General features: G+C 65.0%; 21 protein-coding genes. 5 read left to right on the forward strand and 16 right to left on the reverse strand.

From position 1 onward, the window contains the following. The first annotated feature begins 96 nt into the window (after positions 1 to 96). The 4 genes from EDC39_RS11005 (at position 97) to EDC39_RS11020 (ending at position 5,158) form a co-directional block, all read left to right on the forward strand. Positions 97 to 2,292 (forward strand): primosomal protein N', encoded by a 2,196-nt coding sequence (locus EDC39_RS11005; RefSeq protein WP_148896439.1) that lies wholly within the window; start codon positions 97 to 99, stop codon positions 2,290 to 2,292. An 84-nt stretch (positions 2,293 to 2,376) separates the two neighbouring features. Next, positions 2,377 to 3,543 (forward strand): murein transglycosylase A, encoded by a 1,167-nt coding sequence (gene mltA, locus EDC39_RS11010; RefSeq protein ID WP_246140241.1) that lies wholly within the window; start codon positions 2,377 to 2,379, stop codon positions 3,541 to 3,543. A gap of 100 nt (positions 3,544 to 3,643) precedes the next feature. Continuing rightward, the gene (locus EDC39_RS11015; protein ID WP_187426756.1) at positions 3,644 to 4,495 is read left to right on the forward strand and encodes an HDOD domain-containing protein; all 852 of its coding nucleotides are present in this window, start codon (positions 3,644 to 3,646) and stop codon (positions 4,493 to 4,495) included. A gap of 36 nt (positions 4,496 to 4,531) precedes the next feature. Continuing rightward, a complete protein-coding gene (locus EDC39_RS11020; protein ID WP_148896442.1) occupies positions 4,532 to 5,158 on the forward strand; it encodes a YqgE/AlgH family protein in 627 nt (208 codons plus the stop codon). Here EDC39_RS11020 and EDC39_RS11025 read toward each other — a convergent pair. The 4 genes from EDC39_RS11025 to EDC39_RS11040 all read right to left on the reverse strand — a co-directional run bounded on the left by EDC39_RS11025 (position 5,109) and on the right by EDC39_RS11040 (position 8,767). Continuing rightward, positions 5,109 to 5,726, reverse strand: coding sequence for a hypothetical protein (locus EDC39_RS11025; protein ID WP_148896443.1), 618 nt, complete (start codon positions 5,724 to 5,726; stop codon positions 5,109 to 5,111). The two genes, EDC39_RS11020 and EDC39_RS11025, sit on opposite strands and share 50 nt — an antisense overlap. A 182-nt stretch (positions 5,727 to 5,908) precedes the next feature. Continuing rightward, a complete protein-coding gene (locus EDC39_RS11030; protein ID WP_148896444.1) occupies positions 5,909 to 7,849 on the reverse strand; it encodes a sodium/solute symporter in 1,941 nt (646 codons plus the stop codon). An 11-nt stretch (positions 7,850 to 7,860) separates the two neighbouring features. Continuing rightward, positions 7,861 to 8,127, reverse strand: coding sequence for a DUF485 domain-containing protein (locus tag EDC39_RS11035; protein ID WP_148896445.1), 267 nt, complete (start codon positions 8,125 to 8,127; stop codon positions 7,861 to 7,863). Between the two features lie 370 nt (positions 8,128 to 8,497). Beyond that, positions 8,498 to 8,767, reverse strand: a complete 270-nt coding sequence (locus EDC39_RS11040) for a hypothetical protein (RefSeq protein ID WP_148896446.1) — start codon at positions 8,765 to 8,767, stop codon at positions 8,498 to 8,500. A 23-nt stretch (positions 8,768 to 8,790) separates the two neighbouring features. On the opposite strand from EDC39_RS11040, the gene EDC39_RS11045 reads away from it, so the two are divergent. Beyond that, complete coding sequence (locus EDC39_RS11045) at positions 8,791 to 9,012, forward strand: DUF4177 domain-containing protein (RefSeq protein WP_148896447.1); 222 nt, start codon at positions 8,791 to 8,793, stop codon at positions 9,010 to 9,012. A gap of 30 nt (positions 9,013 to 9,042) precedes the next feature. Here EDC39_RS11045 and EDC39_RS11050 read toward each other — a convergent pair whose 3' ends face one another. From EDC39_RS11050 to gspG, 12 genes are all read right to left on the reverse strand, one after another. Continuing rightward, a complete protein-coding gene (locus EDC39_RS11050; RefSeq protein WP_148896448.1) occupies positions 9,043 to 9,222 on the reverse strand; it encodes a hypothetical protein in 180 nt (59 codons plus the stop codon). 111 nt (positions 9,223 to 9,333) lie between these two features. After that, entirely contained in the window at positions 9,334 to 10,299 is a 966-nt protein-coding gene (gene trpS / locus EDC39_RS11055) for a tryptophan--tRNA ligase (protein WP_148896449.1), read from the reverse strand. A gap of 58 nt (positions 10,300 to 10,357) precedes the next feature. Continuing rightward, the gene (locus EDC39_RS11060) at positions 10,358 to 10,600 is read right to left on the reverse strand and encodes a hypothetical protein (RefSeq protein ID WP_148896450.1); all 243 of its coding nucleotides are present in this window, start codon (positions 10,598 to 10,600) and stop codon (positions 10,358 to 10,360) included. A gap of 281 nt (positions 10,601 to 10,881) precedes the next feature. Continuing rightward, positions 10,882 to 13,332, reverse strand: a complete 2,451-nt coding sequence (gene lon / locus EDC39_RS11065; RefSeq protein WP_148896451.1) for an endopeptidase La — start codon at positions 13,330 to 13,332, stop codon at positions 10,882 to 10,884. A gap of 96 nt (positions 13,333 to 13,428) precedes the next feature. Beyond that, the gene (gspN, locus tag EDC39_RS11070) at positions 13,429 to 14,289 is read right to left on the reverse strand and encodes a type II secretion system protein GspN (protein ID WP_148896452.1); all 861 of its coding nucleotides are present in this window, start codon (positions 14,287 to 14,289) and stop codon (positions 13,429 to 13,431) included. Positions 14,290 to 14,298: 9 nt separating this feature from the next. Continuing rightward, on the reverse strand, positions 14,299 to 14,808 hold the full coding sequence (gene gspM / locus EDC39_RS11075) for a type II secretion system protein GspM (RefSeq protein WP_148896453.1): 510 nt from the start codon (positions 14,806 to 14,808) through the stop codon (positions 14,299 to 14,301). After that, positions 14,808 to 16,190, reverse strand: a complete 1,383-nt coding sequence (gene gspL / locus EDC39_RS11080) for a type II secretion system protein GspL (protein ID WP_148896454.1) — start codon at positions 16,188 to 16,190, stop codon at positions 14,808 to 14,810. The genes gspM and gspL overlap by 1 nt, the downstream gene beginning before the upstream one ends. 4 nt (positions 16,191 to 16,194) lie before the next feature. Next, positions 16,195 to 17,112, reverse strand: coding sequence for a type II secretion system minor pseudopilin GspK (gene gspK / locus EDC39_RS11085; RefSeq protein WP_187426757.1), 918 nt, complete (start codon positions 17,110 to 17,112; stop codon positions 16,195 to 16,197). 5 nt (positions 17,113 to 17,117) lie between these two features. After that, complete coding sequence (locus tag EDC39_RS11090; RefSeq protein ID WP_148896456.1) at positions 17,118 to 17,708, reverse strand: type II secretion system protein GspJ; 591 nt, start codon at positions 17,706 to 17,708, stop codon at positions 17,118 to 17,120. Then, positions 17,705 to 18,070, reverse strand: a complete 366-nt coding sequence (locus tag EDC39_RS11095; RefSeq protein ID WP_148896457.1) for a type IV pilus modification PilV family protein — start codon at positions 18,068 to 18,070, stop codon at positions 17,705 to 17,707. The genes EDC39_RS11090 and EDC39_RS11095 overlap by 4 nt, the downstream gene beginning before the upstream one ends. Positions 18,071 to 18,282: 212 nt before the next feature. Continuing rightward, positions 18,283 to 18,786, reverse strand: coding sequence for a prepilin-type N-terminal cleavage/methylation domain-containing protein (locus tag EDC39_RS11100; RefSeq protein WP_187426758.1), 504 nt, complete (start codon positions 18,784 to 18,786; stop codon positions 18,283 to 18,285). A 31-nt stretch (positions 18,787 to 18,817) separates the two neighbouring features. Then, complete coding sequence (gene gspG, locus EDC39_RS11105; RefSeq protein ID WP_148896459.1) at positions 18,818 to 19,267, reverse strand: type II secretion system major pseudopilin GspG; 450 nt, start codon at positions 19,265 to 19,267, stop codon at positions 18,818 to 18,820. Positions 19,268 to 19,364: the final 97 nt, after the last annotated feature.

Genomic DNA, 19,364 nt, shown 5'->3' on the forward strand with positions numbered 1-19,364 from the left:
TTTCACTTTATCGTCAATTCCATAGCTGTCAAGTCAACTTATAACGGCGGCATTCGGGCTGGTCGTGACGTACCGCTTCGGCTAGAATGATACGCCATGTCGGATCGAGTTCTGATCGCCGAGGTCGCGGTGGCGGCCCCCCTGACGAAGACCCTCTCCTACCTGGTTCCGGACGCCCTGGCCGGCGAGGTCCGGATCGGCATGCGCCTGTCCGTTCCCCTGGGACGCCGGCGGGCGGTCGGTTTTCTGCTCGAACTGACCCGCGGCCCGGCCAGGGGACTGAAGCCGGTCGCGGCCCTGCTCGATCCGGAACCGCTGATTCCCGAGACCCTGATCCCCCTCTTTCGGCGCGCCGCCGCCTACTATCAGCATCCCATCGGCCAGGTGATCGCCACGGCGCTGCCCGCCGGTCTGGCCGGCCGGGGAGAAGCGCCGCCGGTGCTGCGGGAAACCTTCTACCGGCCCACCGCCGCCGAAGGCCGGCCCCGGGGGGAGCGGCAGGCGCGGATGCTCGAGCTGATCCGGATGCGGGGGGAAGTGAGTCTGAGCGAACTGCGGCAACTTTTCCCCTCGCCCTATCCGCAGCTGAAGCGGCTGCTGGAGGCGGAGCTTGTCAGTTGCCGGACGGAAGAGCGGCTGCGCGATCCTTTCCTCTCCTGGCCGGTCGCGCCCGACAGCGGTCCGCTGCTGACGGCGGAGCAGGACGAGGCGCTGAAGCGACTTCAGCCGCTGCTGGAGGCTCCCCGCTTCGAAACCTTTCTGCTGCACGGCGTGACCGGCAGTGGCAAGACCGAAGTCTACCTGCGGGCTATTGACCGGGTTGTCGGGCTGGGGCGGACAGCCCTGGTGCTGGTGCCGGAGATCGCCCTGACGCCGCAACTGGTGGCCCGTTTCCGGGCCCGGTTTGCCGGACGGGCCGAGATCAGCGTGCTGCACTCGGGGCTGTCCGACGGCGAGCGCTACGATGCCTGGCGCAGCATCCTGCGCGGCCGGGCCGAGATCGTCATCGGTGCCCGCTCGGCGGTTTTCGCCCCCCTGCAACGGCTGGGGCTGATCGTGGTCGACGAGGAGCACGAGGCGAGCTACAAGCAGAGCGAGGGGTTTCGCTACCATGCCCGCGACCTGGCGCTGCTGCGCGGTCAGCAGCAGCGGATTCCCGTTCTGCTCGGCAGCGCTACTCCGTCCCTGCCGAGCTATCATCGCATGGTGTCGGGGCAGGGAGTTTTGCTGACCCTGAGGGAGCGGGCCGGTGGACAGCCCCTGCCGACGGTCGAGCTGGTCGACATGACAGAAACCCTCTTCCGCACCCTGCTCTCCGAACCCCTGGTCGGCGCCCTGCGTGCCAACCTGGAGCGGGGCGAACAGAGCCTGCTGCTGCTCAACCGGCGGGGATTCGCCCCCTATCTGCTCTGCGGCTCCTGCGGCCGGGGGTTTCGCTGCCCCAACTGCGATATCAGCCTCACCTGGCACCGGAGCGAAGGCAGTCTGCGCTGTCACTACTGTGATTTCGGGCAACCGCCGCCCGACGCCTGCCCGGCCTGCGGCGGCATCGATCTCGATCCGCAGGGGGCCGGGACCGAGCGGCTGGAGGCGGAACTGAGCGAACTCTTTCCCGCGGCGCGCATCGCCCGCATGGACCGGGACACCACCAGCGGCAAGGGGGCGCACCGCAGCCTGGTCGAAGGGATGCTGGCAGGCCGGTTCGATATCCTGGTCGGCACTCAGATGGTCGCCAAGGGGCATGATTTCCCCGGCGTCACCCTGGTCGGCGTGCTCAACGCCGACGCGCCGCTCAATTTCCCCGATTTTCGCGCTGGAGAACGGACCTTCGCTCTGCTGGCGCAGGTGGCTGGCCGGGCCGGCCGCGGCGACCGGCCCGGCCGGGTTCTGCTGCAGACCTTCAGCCCGGACCACTATGTGTTCGATGCCGTTGTCAGCCACGACTACCGGCGGTTCTGCGAGGCCGAGCTGGCGGCGCGACGCAGTCTCGGCTATCCGCCTTTCGGCCACCTGGTCAATCTGGTGCTGGCCGGCAACCTGCAGTCGCGGGTGGAAGAGGCGGCCGCCGCCCTGGCCGCCCGCCTGCAGCCTCTGCCCACCGGCGTCGAGATTCTCGGCCCGGTTCCCTGCCTGCTGCCCCGGCTGCGCGGCCGCTTCCGGATGCAGATCCTGCTCAAGGCCTCCCGGCGGCCGCCACTGCGGCAGTTGCTCGACCGGCTGGCAGCGCTGTCGCGGCCGGTGCCGGCGGGGGTGAGTCTGGCGGTCGATGTCGATCCGGTCGACATGTTCTAGCAGGGTTTCGCCTGCCCTCATGACGTTTTTCAATACCCTGTGGGAGGGATGATGAAGGCTTTTTGCTCTATCCGGATAAAAGGGTTGAAGAAGGGCCTCCTGCTCTTTCTGGTAACGGTTTTCGCCCTGGCCGCCTGTGCCCGGGCGCCGGAGAAGAGGCTGGAAAAGGCCCCGCCCGCAGTTGCCGCGCCGGCCGCCGTGCCGGCCGACTGGCGGGAGCTGCCGGACTGGGAGGAGGATGACCCCCGTCCGGTTCTCGCCGCCTTTGTCGAGGCCTGTCGTGCCCTGCGCTGGCGGCCCGGCTGGCGCAACAGCTGCGAAGCGGCCGGCAATTGGCCGGCCGCCACCGCCGAAGAGGCGCGCCGCTTCTTTGTGGGCTATTTCCGTCCCTGGCGGCTGCAGCAGGAGGATGGTTCGCCCGAGGGACTGCTGACCGGCTATTACGTGCCGGAACTTGCCGGCAGCCCCACGCCGGACCGGCGATTCCGCTATCCCGTCTACGGGGTTCCCGACGATCTGCTGGTCATCGATCTGGCATCGGTCTATCCCGAGCTGGCGCGCTACCGGCTGCGGGGGCGGCTGGACGGCCGGCGGGTGGTCCCCTACTGGAGCCGAGCCGAAATCGACGCCCGTCCCGAGCTGCTGGCCGGGCATGAACTCTTCTGGGTCGAGGATCCGGTCGGGCTGTTTTTTCTGCAGATCCAGGGTTCGGGGCGCATCCGGCTTCCCGACGGCGAACGGGTGCTGGTCAACTATGCCGACCAGAACGGGCATCCCTACCGCTCCATCGGCCGACTGCTGCTTCAGCGGGGCGAGATGACGCCCGACCAGATGTCGATGCAGAACATCCGGTTCTGGGCCCGCCGGCATCCTGACCGGGTGGCGGAGCTGCTGGCGGAAAATCCGAGCTATATCTTTTTCCGCCGGCTTGGCTCCGAGTGGCTCACTCCCCCTGGCGCCATGGGACTGGCCCTGGTTCCCGAGCGCTCGCTGGCCGTCGATCCCCGCTATGTTCCCCTGGGGGCGCCGGTCTTTCTCGATACCACCTGGCCGGTCGGCCAGGCGCCACTGCGCCGGCTGATGCTGGCTCTCGATACCGGCGGCGCCATCAGGGGGCGGGTGCGGGCCGATTTCTTCTGGGGTCTGGGCGACGAGGCCGGCGCGCTGGCCGGGCGCATGAAACAGCCGGCGCGCCTCTGGTTGCTGCTGCCGGCGGATGTAAGACCGCCTTCGTTTTCCGGGGGCGAATGAGGCACGGTTGCCGAGTCGTGGAAAGACGTTAAGATTCATGAGGGCCTGTCGATAAGTGAGGCATAACCTTTCCATTCCTCGCGGAGGGATGCTTATGGAGATGAGTGAATTGCAGAGTGTTGTCCAGGCTATCGGCGATCTGCCTCCGATGCCGATCGTCGCCGTCAAGGTGCTTGAAATGCTTCAGAAACCGGACACCACGGCGGAGAAGCTGGCCAAGACCATTTCCAGCGATCAGGCGGTGTCAGCCCGGGTGCTGAAAATCGCCAATTCCTCCTTCTACAGTCTGCGGCGCAAGGTGACCACTCTGGAGCACGCCATTGTCATACTGGGGGAGAAGACGCTCAAGAGTCTGGTGCTGGCGTCGAGCCTGAAAGGGATCAACAAATCCTTCGGGCTGATGGAGAAGATGCTGTGGGAGGATTCGCTCGGCTGCGCCATTGGCTCGCGCATGGTGGCGGTCTGGTTCAAGTCGGCCGATCCGGAGGAAGCCTTTGTCGCCGGACTCTTCCGTCATATCGGCAAGATGGTGCTCAACAATCTGGACCCCGAAAAGTTCCGCAAGGTGATGGAGGCGGTCTACAACGGTGAAGGGAGCGAGGAGGAGATGGAGGCTCTCTTCTTTCCCTACGGACATGCCGAGGTCGGTGAGGCGGTGCTGACCAAATGGAATTTTTCCGAGGATCTGACCCTGGTCGCCCGCTATCACAACGATATTTCCGGCATCGATCCCGTCGAACAGCCGGAACGCCACCGGCTGGCGGCGACGGTCAATTTTGCCGATGCCATGCTGCGCCGGCTGGGAATCGGCCAGCGACAGCCTGACGGCTCTATTGAGCTGAGCACCCTGCCGAGCGCCAGGACTCTCGGTGTTGAGCCCGACCAGGCCGAGCAGCTGCTGGAGGAGTTTCGCTGCTTCTTCGAAAAGGAGCGCAGCACCTTCCTGGGATAGGCCGATTTTTCGGGGACATCTTGCTATACTGTCCCCATGACCCGTTCACTGTTTTCTCTGCTCGTTCTGCTTTTTGTCCTGTGGTCGGCAACGGCTTACGGCCTGCGACCGGCCCCCGGCACGCTGCTGGTGGCGGGGGAATCGATGCCCGATCCAAGGTTCCGACAGACGGTGATCCTGCTGCTCAGGCATGATGAAGGAGGGACGCTCGGTCTGGTTCTCAACCGGCCCTCCCGCCTTGCCCTGGGCGAGGCCTTTCCCCGACTCGAACTCTTCGCGCAGAAGACCGAACCGCTCTGGCTGGGCGGACCGGTTTCACCCGGGACCGCCTTCGTGCTGGTTGATGACGATGCCCTGCCGGCGGGTGGTGTGCGTGTCGTCGATGGTGTCCGGATGACCGGGGTGCGGACGCTGGTCGGCTGGATCGGACAGGGAAGGGAGCCGGCCCGTTACCGCGTCTATGCCGGTCATGCCGGCTGGGCGCCGGGACAACTGGCCGGCGAGCTGAAGAGGGGGGACTGGCAGGTGCGTCCGGCGACGCGCGAGCTTGTCTTCGCTGATCCGGCGGAGCTCTGGCGGCGTCTGACGAAGGAGCCGGTGCCGGTGCTGGCCGCTAACCGGTTGTGTTCCGGGAAGGTTCCCGTCGCGGCCACAGAATTTTGATCAGTCCGGCCAGGCCGATCAGGGCGAAGAAGACGCCGCGCCATTTCGGCGGGGTTTTGTCTTCGCTGATGAAGATCACGTCTTCGGAAACGTCCATCCCCACCTGTTTCGCCAGCCCGAGCAGCTTGTCCCGGTTGGCGGTGGCGATGAGATTCCCCACCAGCATGCCGGTCACTTCCCGTTGCGGAAAGAAGGCGTCCCGGTTTTTTGCCAGAAACTCCTGCCGTTCGCGTTCCGAGTCGAGCTTGAAATAATAGGTGCGCAGCAGCTCCATGACGGCGGGATCACGGGTTTCGACCATCACCCGGACCGGCTGTTGGCCGCGAACGGTTTTCAGCGGCACCAGAAAGGCCTCGAGTTCGATGGTGCCGCTGGTCGAAATGGCTTCGAGCAGGTCGAGTCTGGCGTCGCGGATGCGCAGCCAGTCGCGCGGTGCACCCCGACGCTCGAGATCGGCCAGGGAGATGGTGAGGGGGGCCGGATTGCGCAGCAGCAGGCGGATGTCGTGGGCGCCGAGCAGGAGCAGCACCAGGCAGACGGCAAGCAGGGTGAAGCGAAAGCGTTTCATGAGCGACCTTGCGGGAAGAAGGGAAAGGGCGTCAGCGGCGGATTGAAGGTAGGTCGGGAGGATATCCTCTGGGGCCGCCGCGGCCTATTCTGATCGATTTGTCCCTTTTTATCAAGATGGCGGGGCCGCCGGCCGGCGGCCCCGCCTTGTTTGGTTGGTGATGGCGTCGAAGAGGCGCCGGATCAGGCGCCGGCGGTTTCGGACGCCTCTTCCGTCACTGCCGATTTCCGGGTCAGCAGGGAGACGATCACCAGGGCGAGGAAGCTCGCCGGGATCGAGATCAGGGCCGGGCTGTTGAAGCTGATCGGCGCGTTCTGCGGCAGCAGGCCGTAGCGGACCCACATGTCCGGCGAGATCAGGATCAGGCCGAGGGCGGTGACCAGGCCGACCAGGATCGAGGCGGCCACACCCTGGGCCGTGGTCTTCTTCCAGAAGAGGATCATCAGGATCGCCGGCAGGTTGGCCGAGGCGGCGACCGCGAAGGCCCAGCCGACCAGGAAGGAGACATTCATCCCTTCGAAAACGATGCCGAGATAGATGGCGATACAGCCGATGACCAGGGCCGAGATCTTGCCGGCCAGCACCTTCCCCTTGTCGCTCATCCGCATGCCGAGAAAGTTGTCCATCAGGTCGTGGGCGATGGCCCCGGACGAGGCGACGATCAGGCCCGAGACAGTGCCCAGAACCGTGGCGAAGGCGATGGACGAGATGATGGCGAAGAGAATGACGCCGAAGGAGAGGGCCAGAAGCGGCGCCGACATGTTGTTGTCGGTCAGGTTGATGACGCCGTTGGTCATGGCGCCGATGCCCAAAAAGAGGGTCAGCACGTAGAAGAAGCCGATGGCGGCGATGCCGACGATGGTCGACTTGCGGGCCGCGGCCTGGCTCGGCACCGTGTAGTAGCGGATCAGGATGTGCGGCAGGGCGGCGGTGCCGCAGAACAGGGCCAGCATCAGCGAGATGAAGTTGAACTTCTGCGTCCCGGTGGCGTTGTCGACCTTGAACTTCAGGCCGGGGCGCAGCATGCGGGCGCCCGGGGTCGGCTTCTGGTAGTAGACGGTGGTGGTGACTTCACCTTCCTTGATGTAGCGCTTGCCCCAGAGCACGATGGTCGAGTCCTTCAGGGCCGACAGGTAGGCGAAGGGGCCGACCGGGCCGGTTTCGGCGACTTCGACGCCGTCGACCTTCAGCTCCTTGATGTGGCCGACGGGGAAGAAGCGGCCTTCCTTGATGTCGCCGCCATTGTACAGCTTGCGGCCGTCGGGCAGCTTGGTGACGTACAGGGTCTCTTCGAGCACGATCTGGCCGTTTCGCTCTTCGACTTTCCAGATGCTGGGTACGCCGTCTTTGACCAGCTTGACGAAACCGGCCTTGCCGAAGGGGGTCGATTTCCAGTCGGCGACCGGCTCGTAGCCGGCGACCTGCAGCCGGCCGTCGGCATCGACGCTGGCGGTCAGGGTGCGGAATTCATGGTAGGCCTTGCGGCCGCCGGCGTCCGGGTGGGTGGTCAGACCGCGGCCGAGCACCCCGACCACGACGACCGTGGTGAAGATCAGCAGCAGCGCGCCCTTGAAGAACTGGACGTAGGTGGTCGAGGCCATGCCGGCGGTGGCGACGATGATGGTGACGACGACGCCGACGATCACCACGCCGACCCAGTGCGGCATGCCGAGCAGGGGCTGCACCAGAACGCCGGCGCCGACCATCTGCGGGATCAGGTAGAAGACCGAGATGACCAGGGTGGAGAAGGCGGCCATCAGCTGGATGCTCTTGGAGTTGAACTTGGAGTCGAGAGCGTCGGTGAAGGTGTACTTGCCCAGACGCTTCATCGGCTCGGCGACCAGGAAGAGGGCGACCATCCAGCCGGCCAGATAGCCGATGCTGTACATCCAGCCGTCGTAGCCGGCAGTGGCGATCATGCCGCAGATGCCGAGGAACGAGGCGGCGGACAGGTAGTCGCCGGCGAAGGCGATGCCGTTGACGAACCAGTGGATCTGGCCGCCGGCGGCGTAGTAGCCGGCGGACGACGTGGTGCGGCGGGCCAGGTAGAAGGAGAGGCCCAGCACGAACAGAACGAAAAAGACGAACAGGCCGATGGCCAGAGGCGACTGTGCGTAGATCATGGCAGACCTCCTCAGCGGTTCAGACGGGCTTCGGCCGCGTTGCAGAAGTGGTTGTAGATGATGGCCAGCACCAGGGCGAAGATGATCAGCCCGAAACCGTAGACCACCGCCAGGGTCTGCCCCAGCACGATGGTCTGCATCAGCGACGGCTTGATGGTGTTGATGGCGACGAAAACGGCGTAGGTGATGGTGTAGATGAAGAACATGATGATGCCCAGACGGGTCTTGTAGCCGGACGCGTTATCCTTGCCCAGCTTCACGGCGGGTCCGTGTCCCATAACTCTCCTCCTTGCAGTTGATATGTCCTCTCCTGAGGCGCCCGGCCGCTGTGCGGCCGGGCGCTCCACGAAACGCATCTTATCTCTTATCTGTGATCGGGCTACCATGCATGTATGGTAAAAAATCCACGATGTTGGTGGCAAAATTTCGCAACATAATACGGTGTTTTAAATATGTGTCAATAGATTTTTTTCAATAAAATGCTTGTTTCAAATAGAGAAAAGAAAATCGTATACGGTTCGGTGGGTTCCGCAGTCGAGGCGACCACAGGGGGAGGCGGTATTTCGAGATGCTGTTTGTCTTTTGTGGGAAAATATTAGAAATAGGGTTTGGCGAGCGGTGCTGTCGCCGGGCTTGCGGCGAGGTGGTTCAGACTGGTATCCTGCGTTTCCGGCAGTAGGAACGGATCAGCGTTTCGGCCTGGTTCAGCCGGGAGAGTTTCATGTTGCGCGCCTTCAGGGCCATGACATTCTCGAGGGGAATCTGTTCGGCGCGCAGGTCGCGGGCGACCAGGGCGATGTTGCCCAGAATGGTTTTCAGGTCGGCCGGCGTGTACCGGCGCAGGCTGCTCTGTGTCAGAATGAGAAAGCCGTCGGCGATATCCCGGGCCATTTTCTTTGGTGAGCCGGTAATGGCCATAACCCCTCCACAAGGAATGAGACATGAGTTCTGCCGAATACAAGGTGGTCGAGACGACGACGGTGACCGACGAGAGTCTGGAAGAGATCATCAACACATGGGTCGGGCACGGCTGGACCCTCGACACCATTCATTTCGCCATGCGCGAGTCGAGCCGGCGGCCGGCGATGGCGTTCGTGCTGTTCGTCCGTTCGGCACCGGAAAATGCCGGTATAGGCGCGGGCGAATCCTCTCCGCGCGTCTGACCCTGCCGCCGGCCGGCGGCAGGGCCCTCTTTAGTCGTCCAGGGTCACGTCCTGGTAGGTGATTGTGTGTTTCGGGTCGGATGAGGGGCTGGCGCCGCAGCGCTCACAGATCAGATCGAGCTGTCCCTCCTCGTCGGTCTCGACCGGAACCAGTTCCAGGGGTTTTCCGCTGCAGTTGCAGAAATAGCGGCGTTCGACGTCGATGGTCATGGCGATCCTCCTCCTTTCGGGTGGAAGTCTGCCGACGTGACCTGCATCCGTCGACCACACTCATTCTACCATATCCGCAGGCGTTTCCCCGGGTGCGGCATGCCCAATGTCTCAGTAGACCAGGCCGGTCTTCTTGCGCACCTTGCGCATGGTTCTGTTCGCCACCTGCCGAGCCTTCTCCGCCCCCCGGCGCAGGGCATCGCGGATCCGTTCCGGGTTGGCGAGCAGCTCCCTGCGCCGTTCTGCGTAAGGGGCGAAGGTGTCGCGGATCTTTTCGAACAGTTCCTGCTTCAGCTCGCCGAAGCCGAGACCGCCGGCCCGGTAGCGGGCGCGCAGGGCTTCGTCCTCTTCCTTGCTCAGAAAGAGCCGGTAGATCTTGTAGACGTTGCAGGCGTCCGGGTCTTTCGGCTCTTCCACCGGAATCGGCGCGGTGACGATGCGCATCACCTGCTTGCGCAGGGCCTTCTCCTCGAGAAAGAGATCGATGGTGTTGCCGTAGCTCTTGCTCATCTTGCGGCCGTCCAGGCCGGGGATGATGGCCACCTCGTCGTCGATTTCCGGCTCGGGAATGGTGAAGATGTCGCCGTATTCGTTGTTGAACTTGTTAGCGATGTCGCGGGCGACTTCCAGATGCTGCTTCTGATCCTTGCCGACCGGCACCCGGTCGCTCTGGAACAGGAGGATGTCGGCGGTCATCAACACCGGATAGGCGAACAGGCCGTGGTTGGGCTTGATCCCCTGGGCGACCTTGTCCTTGTAGCTGTGGCAGCGTTCCAGCAGGCCCATGGGGGTGAAATTGGAGAGGATCCAGGTCAGTTCCTGCACCTCGGGAACGTCCGACTGCACCCAGAAGGTGCTCTTCTCCGGGTCGAGGCCCAAGGCGAGAAAGTTGGCCGCCGCTTTCAGTGTTCCCCTGGCCAGGGCCTTGCCATCGCTGACCGTGGTCTGGGCGTGATAGTTGGCGATGAAGCAGAACAGATCTTCCTGCCGCTGGTAGTCGATCATCTTCTGCATCATGCCGAAGTAGTTGCCCAGGTGCAGGGAGCCCGACGGCTGGATACCGCTGAGAACACGCATCTTTCTTGACTCCATGTTGTTGGCACGCTGCCGGCTGCAGGTGCCGTTTGGTTTGTTTTCAGTCCTGTCCCGGCGTTGGTGCCGTGCCGCCGAGCATGTTGGCCAGCTGCAGCAGCTGGTTGAGGTCGAAGCCGCTCTCCCGGATCAGGCCGAGAATCACCGGCAGCAGCCGGGGCAGAAAGCCGGGGTCCTTGATCGCCTCCCGGCCGAGTTCCGGCAGGGCCCGGAGGATGAACTCTTTCTTCTCTTCGTTCGAAAGCCGGGTCACGGCGTTCATCAGTTCTTCGATTGCGTCGCTCATCAAATGGAAGCTCCCGTGGCTGTTTTGTCTTGGCAGGCTGTTGAAATCCGGCGTTGAAAACAGCCTCAAAATGTTCATTTACTGAGTTGCAAACTGCGCTTTTTCGGCTGTCTTCGCCTTGTCCCGCCTTTCCGCATGACGTTTGTCAACACCCTGTCGGGGCGGGCTGACGGATGTCCGGCAGAGGATATACGCCGACCGGGCCGTGCAGGTCAACGACAAATCGTGCCGGCTGCCCATCGGCTGCCCCGGGGGGCGACCCCGGGCAGCCGGTGGTGGCGTCAGCTTTTGCGCCTGCGCTCCCGGCCGAAAGCGATCCGGAAGACCTGCGGATATTCGCTGACGAAGTGGACCTGCAGCCCTTCCTTCAGGTGTTCGGGCAGTTCTTCGAAATCCTTGCGGTTGGCCTCGGGAAAGATCAGGGTCTTCAGCCCGCTGCGGCGGGCGGCAATGGTCTTTTCCTTCACCCCGCCGATGGGCAGCACCCGCCCGGTCAGGGTCAGCTCGCCGGTCATGCCGAGATCGGGAATCACCTGCCGGCCGAGAATCATCGACAGCAGAGCGGTGGCCATGGTGATGCCGGCCGAGGGGCCGTCCTTGGGCGTGGCGCCGGCGGGCACGTGCAGATGGACGAAGTGGTGATCGAAGAAATCTTCCGGGGCGCCGAACTGCTGCAGATGGCCCATGGTGTAGGAGTAGGCGATCTCCGAGCTTTCGATCATCACCTTGCCGAGCTGGCCGGTCTGCCGAAAGCCCTTGCCCTTGCTCTGCACGGCGGTCGCCTCGATCTGCAGGGTGGCGCCGCCCATGCTGGTCCAGGCCAGGCCGGTGACGACACCGGGAACGCCTTTGAACACCTCGTCGGCCGAGAAGTAGGGGTTGCCGAGATATCTCTCCAGGTCGCGCACCCCGACACTGATCGGTCCCTGGTCCCCTTCGGCGAAGGCCATGGCGGCCTTGCGCAAGATCTTGCGGATCAGCTTCTCGAGGTGGCGTACTCCGGCCTCGCGGGCGTAGCCGTCGATCAGCGCCCGCAGGGTGCGACTCGGAATCCGCACCTGCCCGCGTTTCATCCCGTGCTGCTCCAGGGCCTTGGGGATCAGGTAGCGGCGTGCGATTTCGACCTTCTCCTCGAGTATGTAGCCCGACAGGCGGATGATCTCCATCCGGTCGAGCAGCGGTCCGGGAATGGTGTCGAGCTGGTTGGCGGTGGCGATGAACAGCACGTTCGACAGGTCGAAGGGCACGTCGAGGTAGTGGTCGCGGAAACTGCTGTTCTGTTCCGGATCGAGCACTTCGAGCAGCGCCGAGGCCGGATCGCCCTGGAAGCTGGCGCCGATCTTGTCGATCTCGTCGAGCATCAGCACCGGGTTGGCGGTGCCGGCGATTTTCATCGCCTGGATGAACTTGCCCGGCATGGCACCGATGTAGGTTCGGCGGTGCCCCTTGATCTCGGCTTCGTCGCGCATCCCTCCCAGGGAGAAGCGGTAGAACCTGCGTCCCAGGGCGGCGGCGATCGACTTGCCGATGCTGGTCTTGCCGACGCCGGGCGGGCCGACCAGGCAGAGGATGGAGCCGGAAATGTCCCCCTTCATCTTGCCGACGGCGATGAACTCGAGAATCCGCTCCTTGACGTCCTGCAGCCCGTAGTGGTCCCCGTCGAGCTGCCGGCGGGCCCGCTGCAGGTTGTAGCGGTCGCGGCTGAACCTGCCCCAGGGGAGGATGGTCAGCCAGTCGAGGTAGTTGCGGCTGACGTTGTATTCCGGCGAGGACGGCTCGAGCAGGGCGAATTTCTCCATCTCCTCCTCGACGGCGCGCTGCGCCTCGTCGTTGAGGGTCAGGTTCTTCAGCCGTTGCTGGAACTTCTCGATCTCGCTGATCTTGCCTTCCTTTTCGAGTCCCAGTTCCTTTTTGATCGCCTTGAGCTGCTCCTTGAGAAAGAATTCGCGCTGCTGGGCCGAGATCTTCTCCTCGATCTGCTTGTTGATCCGGGTCTGCAGGCGGGAGACCTCCAGCTCCTTCTTCAGCAGCACCAGCACCCGGTCGATGCGGCGGAGCACGTCGAAGGTGGCGAGGATGGTCTGCAGTTCCTGGCCGTCGGCGCTGGTCAGGTTGGCGGCGAAGTCGGCCAGCCGTCCCGGATCGTCCATGCTGGAGCGGTTGAGAAAGAGCTTGATTTCCTCCGAGTAGAGGGGGTTGATCTGCACCAGCTCCTTGAGGGTGGAGATGATGGCCATCGAATAGGCCTTCAGCTCCGGGTTGACCGACAGTTCGGGCATGTAGTGGTAATGTACCCGCGCCGTCAGCCCCGCCTCGTCGACCATGACGTCGAGCAGGGTGATCCGCTCCATGCAGTTGATCAGGAACTGGATCATCTCGTCGTTCTGGTTGATCACCTTGACGATACGGCCGGCCACTCCCACCTGGTGCAGGTTTTCGGGCGTGTCCGCGGCTTCGGGATCGCGGACCAGCACCAGGCCTAGGGCCTGCGACGGTGTGTTCAGTGCCCGGCGGACGGTCTGCACCTGCACCGGATCGCTGACCGCCAGCGGAATCAGCAGCCCGGGAAAGGCGGGACGCGGCCGCAGGGGTATGATGGGGAGGCTGTTCGGCAGAATGTCGCTGGCCAGCACCAGGCCGCTGTCGGCCGGCTGGTCCGCTCCTTCCGTGATCACCTCGCCGTTTTGCACCGGTTCGTCGGGAAGAATGTCGTCATCCAGGGGGTTGGACATGTGTTGTTTCCTCCGATTGCGCGCTGGTACGCGGCTGAAGGTAATAAGTCGCTGCGGCAATGTCAAGCCGGCGGCGGGCGGCGCCGGCCGCCGCTCTCAGCGGATCTGCGGCCGGGCGAAGGTGCCTCCCAGCCTGAGCCGGCGGAAGCCGTCGCGCCCAGGTTGTCCCGCCATTTCGAGGATGGGGCGCAGGGCGGGGTCGAGGCCGGGGCCGGCCTTGAACCTGATCTCAAGCATAAGTCGCCCCGTTTCCGGTCGGGGGGCGAGCTGCAGGCTGCCGGAGATGTCGGCCTGCAGATCCGTTCCCAGAAGCCGGCCGTTTCCGATCCTGATATGGCCGCCGACCGTTTCGGCCTCGAGCTCGAACCGGCCCAGGGCAAGGCGGTCTTTTTGCGCTCCGAGCTGTTTCAGGCCGGTCAGTTCCAGGGATTCGGCGACGATCTGCAGCTGCCCCCGGTTGTCGCCGGCCAGCGGCAGGCGGCCGTCGAAGCGCGCCTCGGCGATCTTTCCCCGCACGGCCAGCGGCAGGTCGAGAGGGAGTGTCTGCTGCAGGCGCAGGTCGTCCAGGTGGAGCCGAACGCGGCCGTCGGCCGCGATGGCGGCGGCGAGTTTTCCCTGCCAGAGTTCGCCGGTGATCCGGATCGCCGGTGTGCCGGTGAGCAGCTCCTTCCAGTCCGGCCGGAGCTCGACCCGGTCCAGTTCCAGCACCAGGCCGTTGAGCCGCGCCGGGCGCAGCAGAACCTTTTCGGCCCGCAGGCCGAGAGGCACAAGGCGTCCGGTTCCGGACATTTCGACGGCCACGCCCTGTTCGCCGGCCAGCGCGCCGAGCCTGCGCGCCAGAGAGCCGGCGGGAAAGTTGATCAGGAAGCCGATGGTGAAACCCGCCAGGACGACGACCAGAATCAGCAGGGCGAAACGTGGATCGACAGTTCGTGATTTGCCGGTGTTCGCTTTCATCGGGCCACCTCAGCGGGCAAGAACCAGCACGGCATCGAGCAGTGCCGGATCCTCGAAGCGGACGCGGGTTCGCAGGGAGATGGTGGCAAGGCCGCCGCCGGCGGTTTCGGCGGTGTAGAGAAAGCGCACCAGCTGGTCGAGCCGGATGCGCTCGAAACGGATCTCCACCGCCTCGCCGGTTTGTCGGGCGCCGGCCGGCACCGGCTGGGGGCGCAGGGCCACCAGCTTGTCGCGGGCGTTCATCTGTGTGGCGGTCGACTCGACGAAGGCCATCAGCGGAACGGCGGCGCGGACCTGGCGATCACTGTGGCGGGCGGCGGCCTGCAGCCGGCGGTATTCCTGGAGCTTTTCGGCGAAAAGCCGGACCTGTTTCTGCCGCTGGATCAGTTTTTGATCGAGGCCGGCCAGGTGGTTCCTGAAAGGGAGGACGGCGCCGAAGACAAGCAGCAGCAGAAGAAGAATCGCGCCGCCGGCCGCCAGCACTCCCTTTTCGCGTGTGGTCAGATCCCGCTTCAGCATCAGCCGGCCTCCTTCCAGTTCAGCTGCAGGCGGAAACTGACGCCCTTGCCATCGGGCTGTTGCCGGGTGTCGGCGATCTTGACCCCGGAGAAGAGGGGGGACTTGCGCAGGCTGTCGACCAGGCGGCTGACCGCCTCGAAGCTTTCGGTTTCGCCTTCGATGCGCAGGCCGTCGGCAGTGTGGGCATAGTCGCGGATGCGCACTCTGACATCGGTCGGAACGCGCCGGGAGACCTCGCGCAGCACCGTCAGTGGAGTCTGTCCGCCGGCGGCGGGGACACGGACCGTCTTTCGCAGCTGCTTCAGCCTGGCCTCGAGTTGCAGCAACGGATCGACCAGGGCCTTCTCTTGCGGGAAGGCCTGCCGGTAGGTCTGGCGCAACTGTCGGTCGAGCCGGTCGAGCCGGCTCTGGCGGCGTTCGATTTCGAGCCAGCCGGCGGCGAGAAAGAAGATCAGGCTGGCGGCCAGCAGGGAGCAGGCGGCGATGAGGCGGGGCCGGAGCTGGCGCCATTCGCCGCGCGGGGCGTAGGCGCCGCACAGGGCGTTGAGCGCCGGCCCCTTGCGGCGCGTCGCGGCCAGGGCCAGGGCGGCGGCGGTGAACCGTTCGCCGGCGATACCGTCTCCGTCGCAGTCGATGTCCGGCGCTTCCACGGCGAAGCCGAACTGGCGCAGGGCCCGGGCCAGTTCGCCGTCGGCACTTTCTCCGGCGAGAAGGATCCGGGCCTGTTCCCGGTCGCGGGCGGCGAGCATGATGCGTCCCTGGCGGACGATGAAGGCGACCTGGTCGATGCTCTTCTGCCTTTGGCCGCGCGACTGCACGCGCAGATCGCAGGGCTGCCCCTCTTTCAGCAGCAGCAGGCTGATTTCGTTGCGGGTCACACAGACCAGCAGACCGTCTTCACATCCTTTCGGCAGGGCCTCGGCGACGGCGAAGGGCAGGGGGAGCAGGCCGGTCAGTGGCAGGGGATGGCCGTCGAAGGTCGCCAGCGCCTCTTCGATCTGTTGCCTGTCGACGGCCAGCGCCAGGGCCCGTCTGCCCGTTGCCGCCGGCAGCAGCCGGTGCAGCAGGTGCCTGTCGTCCAGCTCGCAGGGCAGCTGCCGGGCCAGTTCGGCCGGCAGGGCGGCGCGGATCTTGCCGGCTTCGGCGAAGGGAAATTCGAGCCAGCGGACCAGCAGGGACGTGGCTGGCAGCGGCAGCACCAGCCGGTCTTCGCCGCCGGGGTCGCGGCCAAGCGCCTGTCGCAGTCGCTCCGCGAAAGGGATGTCCTCCCCTTCCGGCAGTTCGGCGACCAGCTCGAGAGTCGGGTTGGGCCGTCCGGGGCGGGCGACGGCGAGTCGCCAGGGCCGGCTCTGGGTATCGAGGGCGATGATACGGCGGGCCATGGTTTCAGTTCACCTTCTGCCAGAGAATCCGGTCGGTCTTGCGGTCGATGACCGCCTCGATCCTGCGGTTACCATCGCCGATTTCGGCCCGGCTGTCGACATGAAAATAGCGGCTGCCGACGTCCAGGTCGAGGTTGCGGTTCAGGGCGCTGAAGGTTTCGACGCCGATCAGCTCCCGAATCTCGTCCAGGGTTCGAAACGGCTTCTTGCGCCGTTCGGCGATGATCGTTTCGGCAGCTTCCGGCCGCATCTCCCCGTCCCAGGCCAGCAGCACCTCGGCCGGGGCGCTGTTGACGTTCAGCTTTTCGCCGCCGCGGGCGCTGACGTAGGGGCGCAGCCGGGCGAGAGTCCGGGCGTCGAAGCCTCGTACCCGGCGCAGTTCGTCGAGATTTTCCAGGGGAGCGTCGGCCGCCTGGTAGGGATTGGGCAGCGCCAGGTAATAAGGGTCCTCGGCCCCTTCCGGGCGCGGATCGCTGTCGCGGTCGAGCCAGTCGATCAGAGCGTCGGTCAGGGCCTCGGGCCGGTCGAGACCAAGCTCGTCGCACAGGCGGCGAAAACGGTCGACCATCACCACGTTGGGATTGCCCAGGCTGTCGACCAGACGGTTGAGTCCGATGCGGCCGTCCAGGTCGCGGATACGCAGCGAGACGAAGCCGTCGTCCACCGGCACCTGCTCCATGGGCAGGGCCCAGAGTTCGTCCGGACTTTCCGGCGCGTCCCAGCCGTTGTTGTCCTGCCGCAGCAGCTCGCGGGCGACGGTGACGCCGCCGCGGGCCAGGCTGGAGGCCCGGGCGCTGTCGCGGAAGGTTTCGGCCAGGCGCAGATCGACCAGGGTGGAAAAGGCGAAGTCGCTGACCAGGGCGCTGAGCAGGGCGACGATCACCAGCACCAGCAGCAGGGCGAATCCGCTTTCGTTGCGCACCGGGTTCAAAATCTCTCCTCCGTCGGCAGGCGGATGGCGGTGTGCAGCCTGAGGGTCTCCTCCGGGGTTTCGATGCCCAGGGTCAGCTCGATCAGCCGGGGCAGGCCGTCGCGGCGCGAATCCCAGTCGTCGCGCCAGGTCGTTCCGTCGTGAAACCGCGGCCGAAAGAGGCTGATCCGGTCGCTCAGGCGCCCGGCCGGCGGTTCCTGAAGCGGCTCCGGCCAGATCGTGCTCAGCCGGGTCAGCCGCCGCGATCCGGCTTCTTCCTTTTCGAGGCGGTAGCGTACCTTTCGCAGCCCTCCGTCCCGTCCTTCGCCGGCCAGGGTGAGCAGAGCCAGGTACGGACGGCCGCGATCGTCCCGGCCGCCGGCCAGCAGGGATGATTCCGCCGGCTCACGGGTCGGCAGGCTGAGCAGTTCGCGCTCGATCCGGTCGAAGATCACCCGCGCCAGATGATAGCCCCCGGCACGGCTGGCGATCCGCCGCCGGCTGCTTTCGGCGGTGGCGAAGACGCCGTAGACCGTCAGCAACAGGATGGCGACGATGCTGATCGCCAGCAGGATCTCCAGCAGAGTGAAACCGCGCCGGCCGGTCATGGTAGCTGCGCCTCCCGGACGAAGGAGACCATGCGCACCGCCTCGTTGCGGGTCTCGTCTCCCCAGGCGACCGTCAGTTCGAGCTGGCGGACGCCGGGAACCGGCGCCGGTTGCAGGGCGATCTTCCAGCGGTAGCCGCTGTCGGGGGCGTCGAAGGGGCCTTCCAGCCGGTCGATGCTGTCGATTCCCGCCTCGATGCGGGCCAGCTTTTCTTCTGCCAGCAGCGTCGCCCTGGTGATCCGCTGCGCCTGGTCGCTGGCCAGGATGCTGCGTTGCATCAGGCCGAGCAGACTGACCAGGGCGATGGCGACAATGGCCAGGGCGATCATGATTTCGAGCAGGGTGAAGCCGTCTTTTGCCATATTGCAGCGGATCTCCGTGCGGCATGGACCGGCGGCGTCCGGTCTTTATCCTGAATCAGTGAGTTCGTGCCGGATGGAGAGTGCAAGTACTTGCCTGAATGAGGTTTCCAAAAATCGTCAGGCGCATCCACAGGTTCGTCGGCGATTTTGGGGAAACTCAGGCAGGTCAATGACTTGTGCTATTTGCCGGTGACGAGTTCACTGATTCAGGATTATTCCTCCACCTCCACCATGCCGGTCAGCGGCGCCAGTCGCAGATGCATCTCCCGTTCGCCGTCGCTCAGGGTCAGAAGGGTCTCCTCCAGCCAGCCGCCCGGCAGCAGGGCGGTGACCACCTCGCCGCTGCTGAACTGTCCGCGCCCGGGCTGTTCGATGCGGACGATGCGGACTTTGCCGAACAGGCGGCCTTGCCGACCGGTGCCGGACAGAGGCCGCAGCCGGCCGTCCTCGTCGAGAACCAGGCCGCGATAACTGCCGTCCTCCAGGTCGAAGAGCAGCCGGTGCTCCCGGCCGGTCAGCGCCGCCTCGTTGTAGAGATAGCGGACGGTGCCGGCCAGCCGTCGGACCGAGCGTTCGAGATCGTTCTCTCCGAACCTGATCATCCGCGGCAGGGCGATGCCGGCGAACAGTCCGAGAATCAGTACCACCACCAGCAGCTCGATCAGGGTGAAGCCGTACTGGTTGCCGGTGATCGTCCGCTGGTCCGGACGCTCCATCCCTTCTGTCACCTGTCGCTTGTCTCCGCCTCTATTCCAGCTCCCAGCTGTTGATGTCGGCGTCGTCTCCCTCGCCCCCGGCCTGGCCGTCGGGCCCGTAGGAGATGATGTCGAAATCACCGTGGATGCCGGGGGAGAGGTAGACGTAGTCATTGCCCCAGGGGTCCTTGGGGACCTTCTTGATGTAGCCGCCAGCGCGCCAGCGGGGCGGAATGCGGCCGCTGGCCGGTTTTTCGACCAGGGCCTGCAGTCCCTGCTCGGTGCTGGGGTAGAAGCCGTTGTCGAGCTTGAACAGGGACACGGCTTCTTCCAGGCCGCGGATCTGTACGGCGGCCTTGGTACGGCGCGCCTCTTCCGGCTTGTCGAGCAGTCGGGGGACGATGATGCCGGCCAGGATGCCGAGAATGAGAACGACGACCAGGATTTCGATCAGGGTGAAGCCGCGCTGGCTTCTGACGAGTTGTTGCGCTGTCCGTTTCATCTGATTCCTCGAAAGTCGGGTCTGGGGCCATGGCCCCGTGACATTTATCCCTCTTCGCTTACTTAGTTTACACCTGTTTTTGCCCGTGGCCTGCGGC

It is taken from the genome of Geothermobacter ehrlichii (assembly GCF_008124615.1).
Taxonomy (GTDB): domain Bacteria; phylum Desulfobacterota; class Desulfuromonadia; order Desulfuromonadales; family Geothermobacteraceae; genus Geothermobacter; species Geothermobacter ehrlichii.

Excerpts from the sequence above, each read along its gene's own strand:
- gspG (WP_148896459.1), bottom strand. The coding sequence starts at position 19,267 with ATGAAACGGACAGCGCAACAACTCGTCAGAAGCCAGCGCGGCTTCACC.
- EDC39_RS11060 (WP_148896450.1), bottom strand. The coding sequence starts at position 10,600 with ATGAGCGACGCAATCGAAGAACTGATGAACGCCGTGACCCGGCTTTCG.
- EDC39_RS11020 (WP_148896442.1), top strand. The coding sequence starts at position 4,532 with ATGACCCGTTCACTGTTTTCTCTGCTCGTTCTGCTTTTTGTCCTGTGG.
- EDC39_RS11045 (WP_148896447.1), top strand. The coding sequence starts at position 8,791 with ATGAGTTCTGCCGAATACAAGGTGGTCGAGACGACGACGGTGACCGAC.
- gspN (WP_148896452.1), bottom strand. The coding sequence starts at position 14,289 with ATGAAAGCGAACACCGGCAAATCACGAACTGTCGATCCACGTTTCGCC.
- EDC39_RS11015 (WP_187426756.1), top strand. The coding sequence starts at position 3,644 with ATGAGTGAATTGCAGAGTGTTGTCCAGGCTATCGGCGATCTGCCTCCG.
- EDC39_RS11005 (WP_148896439.1), top strand. The coding sequence starts at position 97 with ATGTCGGATCGAGTTCTGATCGCCGAGGTCGCGGTGGCGGCCCCCCTG.
- EDC39_RS11095 (WP_148896457.1), bottom strand. The coding sequence starts at position 18,070 with ATGGCAAAAGACGGCTTCACCCTGCTCGAAATCATGATCGCCCTGGCC.
- EDC39_RS11040 (WP_148896446.1), bottom strand. The coding sequence starts at position 8,767 with ATGGCCATTACCGGCTCACCAAAGAAAATGGCCCGGGATATCGCCGAC.
- lon (WP_148896451.1), bottom strand. The coding sequence starts at position 13,332 with ATGTCCAACCCCCTGGATGACGACATTCTTCCCGACGAACCGGTGCAA.
- gspL (WP_148896454.1), bottom strand. The coding sequence starts at position 16,190 with ATGGCCCGCCGTATCATCGCCCTCGATACCCAGAGCCGGCCCTGGCGA.
- EDC39_RS11025 (WP_148896443.1), bottom strand. The coding sequence starts at position 5,726 with ATGAAACGCTTTCGCTTCACCCTGCTTGCCGTCTGCCTGGTGCTGCTC.
- EDC39_RS11090 (WP_148896456.1), bottom strand. The coding sequence starts at position 17,708 with ATGACCGGCCGGCGCGGTTTCACTCTGCTGGAGATCCTGCTGGCGATC.
- EDC39_RS11050 (WP_148896448.1), bottom strand. The coding sequence starts at position 9,222 with ATGACCATCGACGTCGAACGCCGCTATTTCTGCAACTGCAGCGGAAAA.
- gspM (WP_148896453.1), bottom strand. The coding sequence starts at position 14,808 with ATGCTGAAGCGGGATCTGACCACACGCGAAAAGGGAGTGCTGGCGGCC.
- EDC39_RS11035 (WP_148896445.1), bottom strand. The coding sequence starts at position 8,127 with ATGGGACACGGACCCGCCGTGAAGCTGGGCAAGGATAACGCGTCCGGC.
- trpS (WP_148896449.1), bottom strand. The coding sequence starts at position 10,299 with ATGCGTGTTCTCAGCGGTATCCAGCCGTCGGGCTCCCTGCACCTGGGC.
- EDC39_RS11030 (WP_148896444.1), bottom strand. The coding sequence starts at position 7,849 with ATGATCTACGCACAGTCGCCTCTGGCCATCGGCCTGTTCGTCTTTTTC.
- EDC39_RS11100 (WP_187426758.1), bottom strand. The coding sequence starts at position 18,786 with ATGGAGCGTCCGGACCAGCGGACGATCACCGGCAACCAGTACGGCTTC.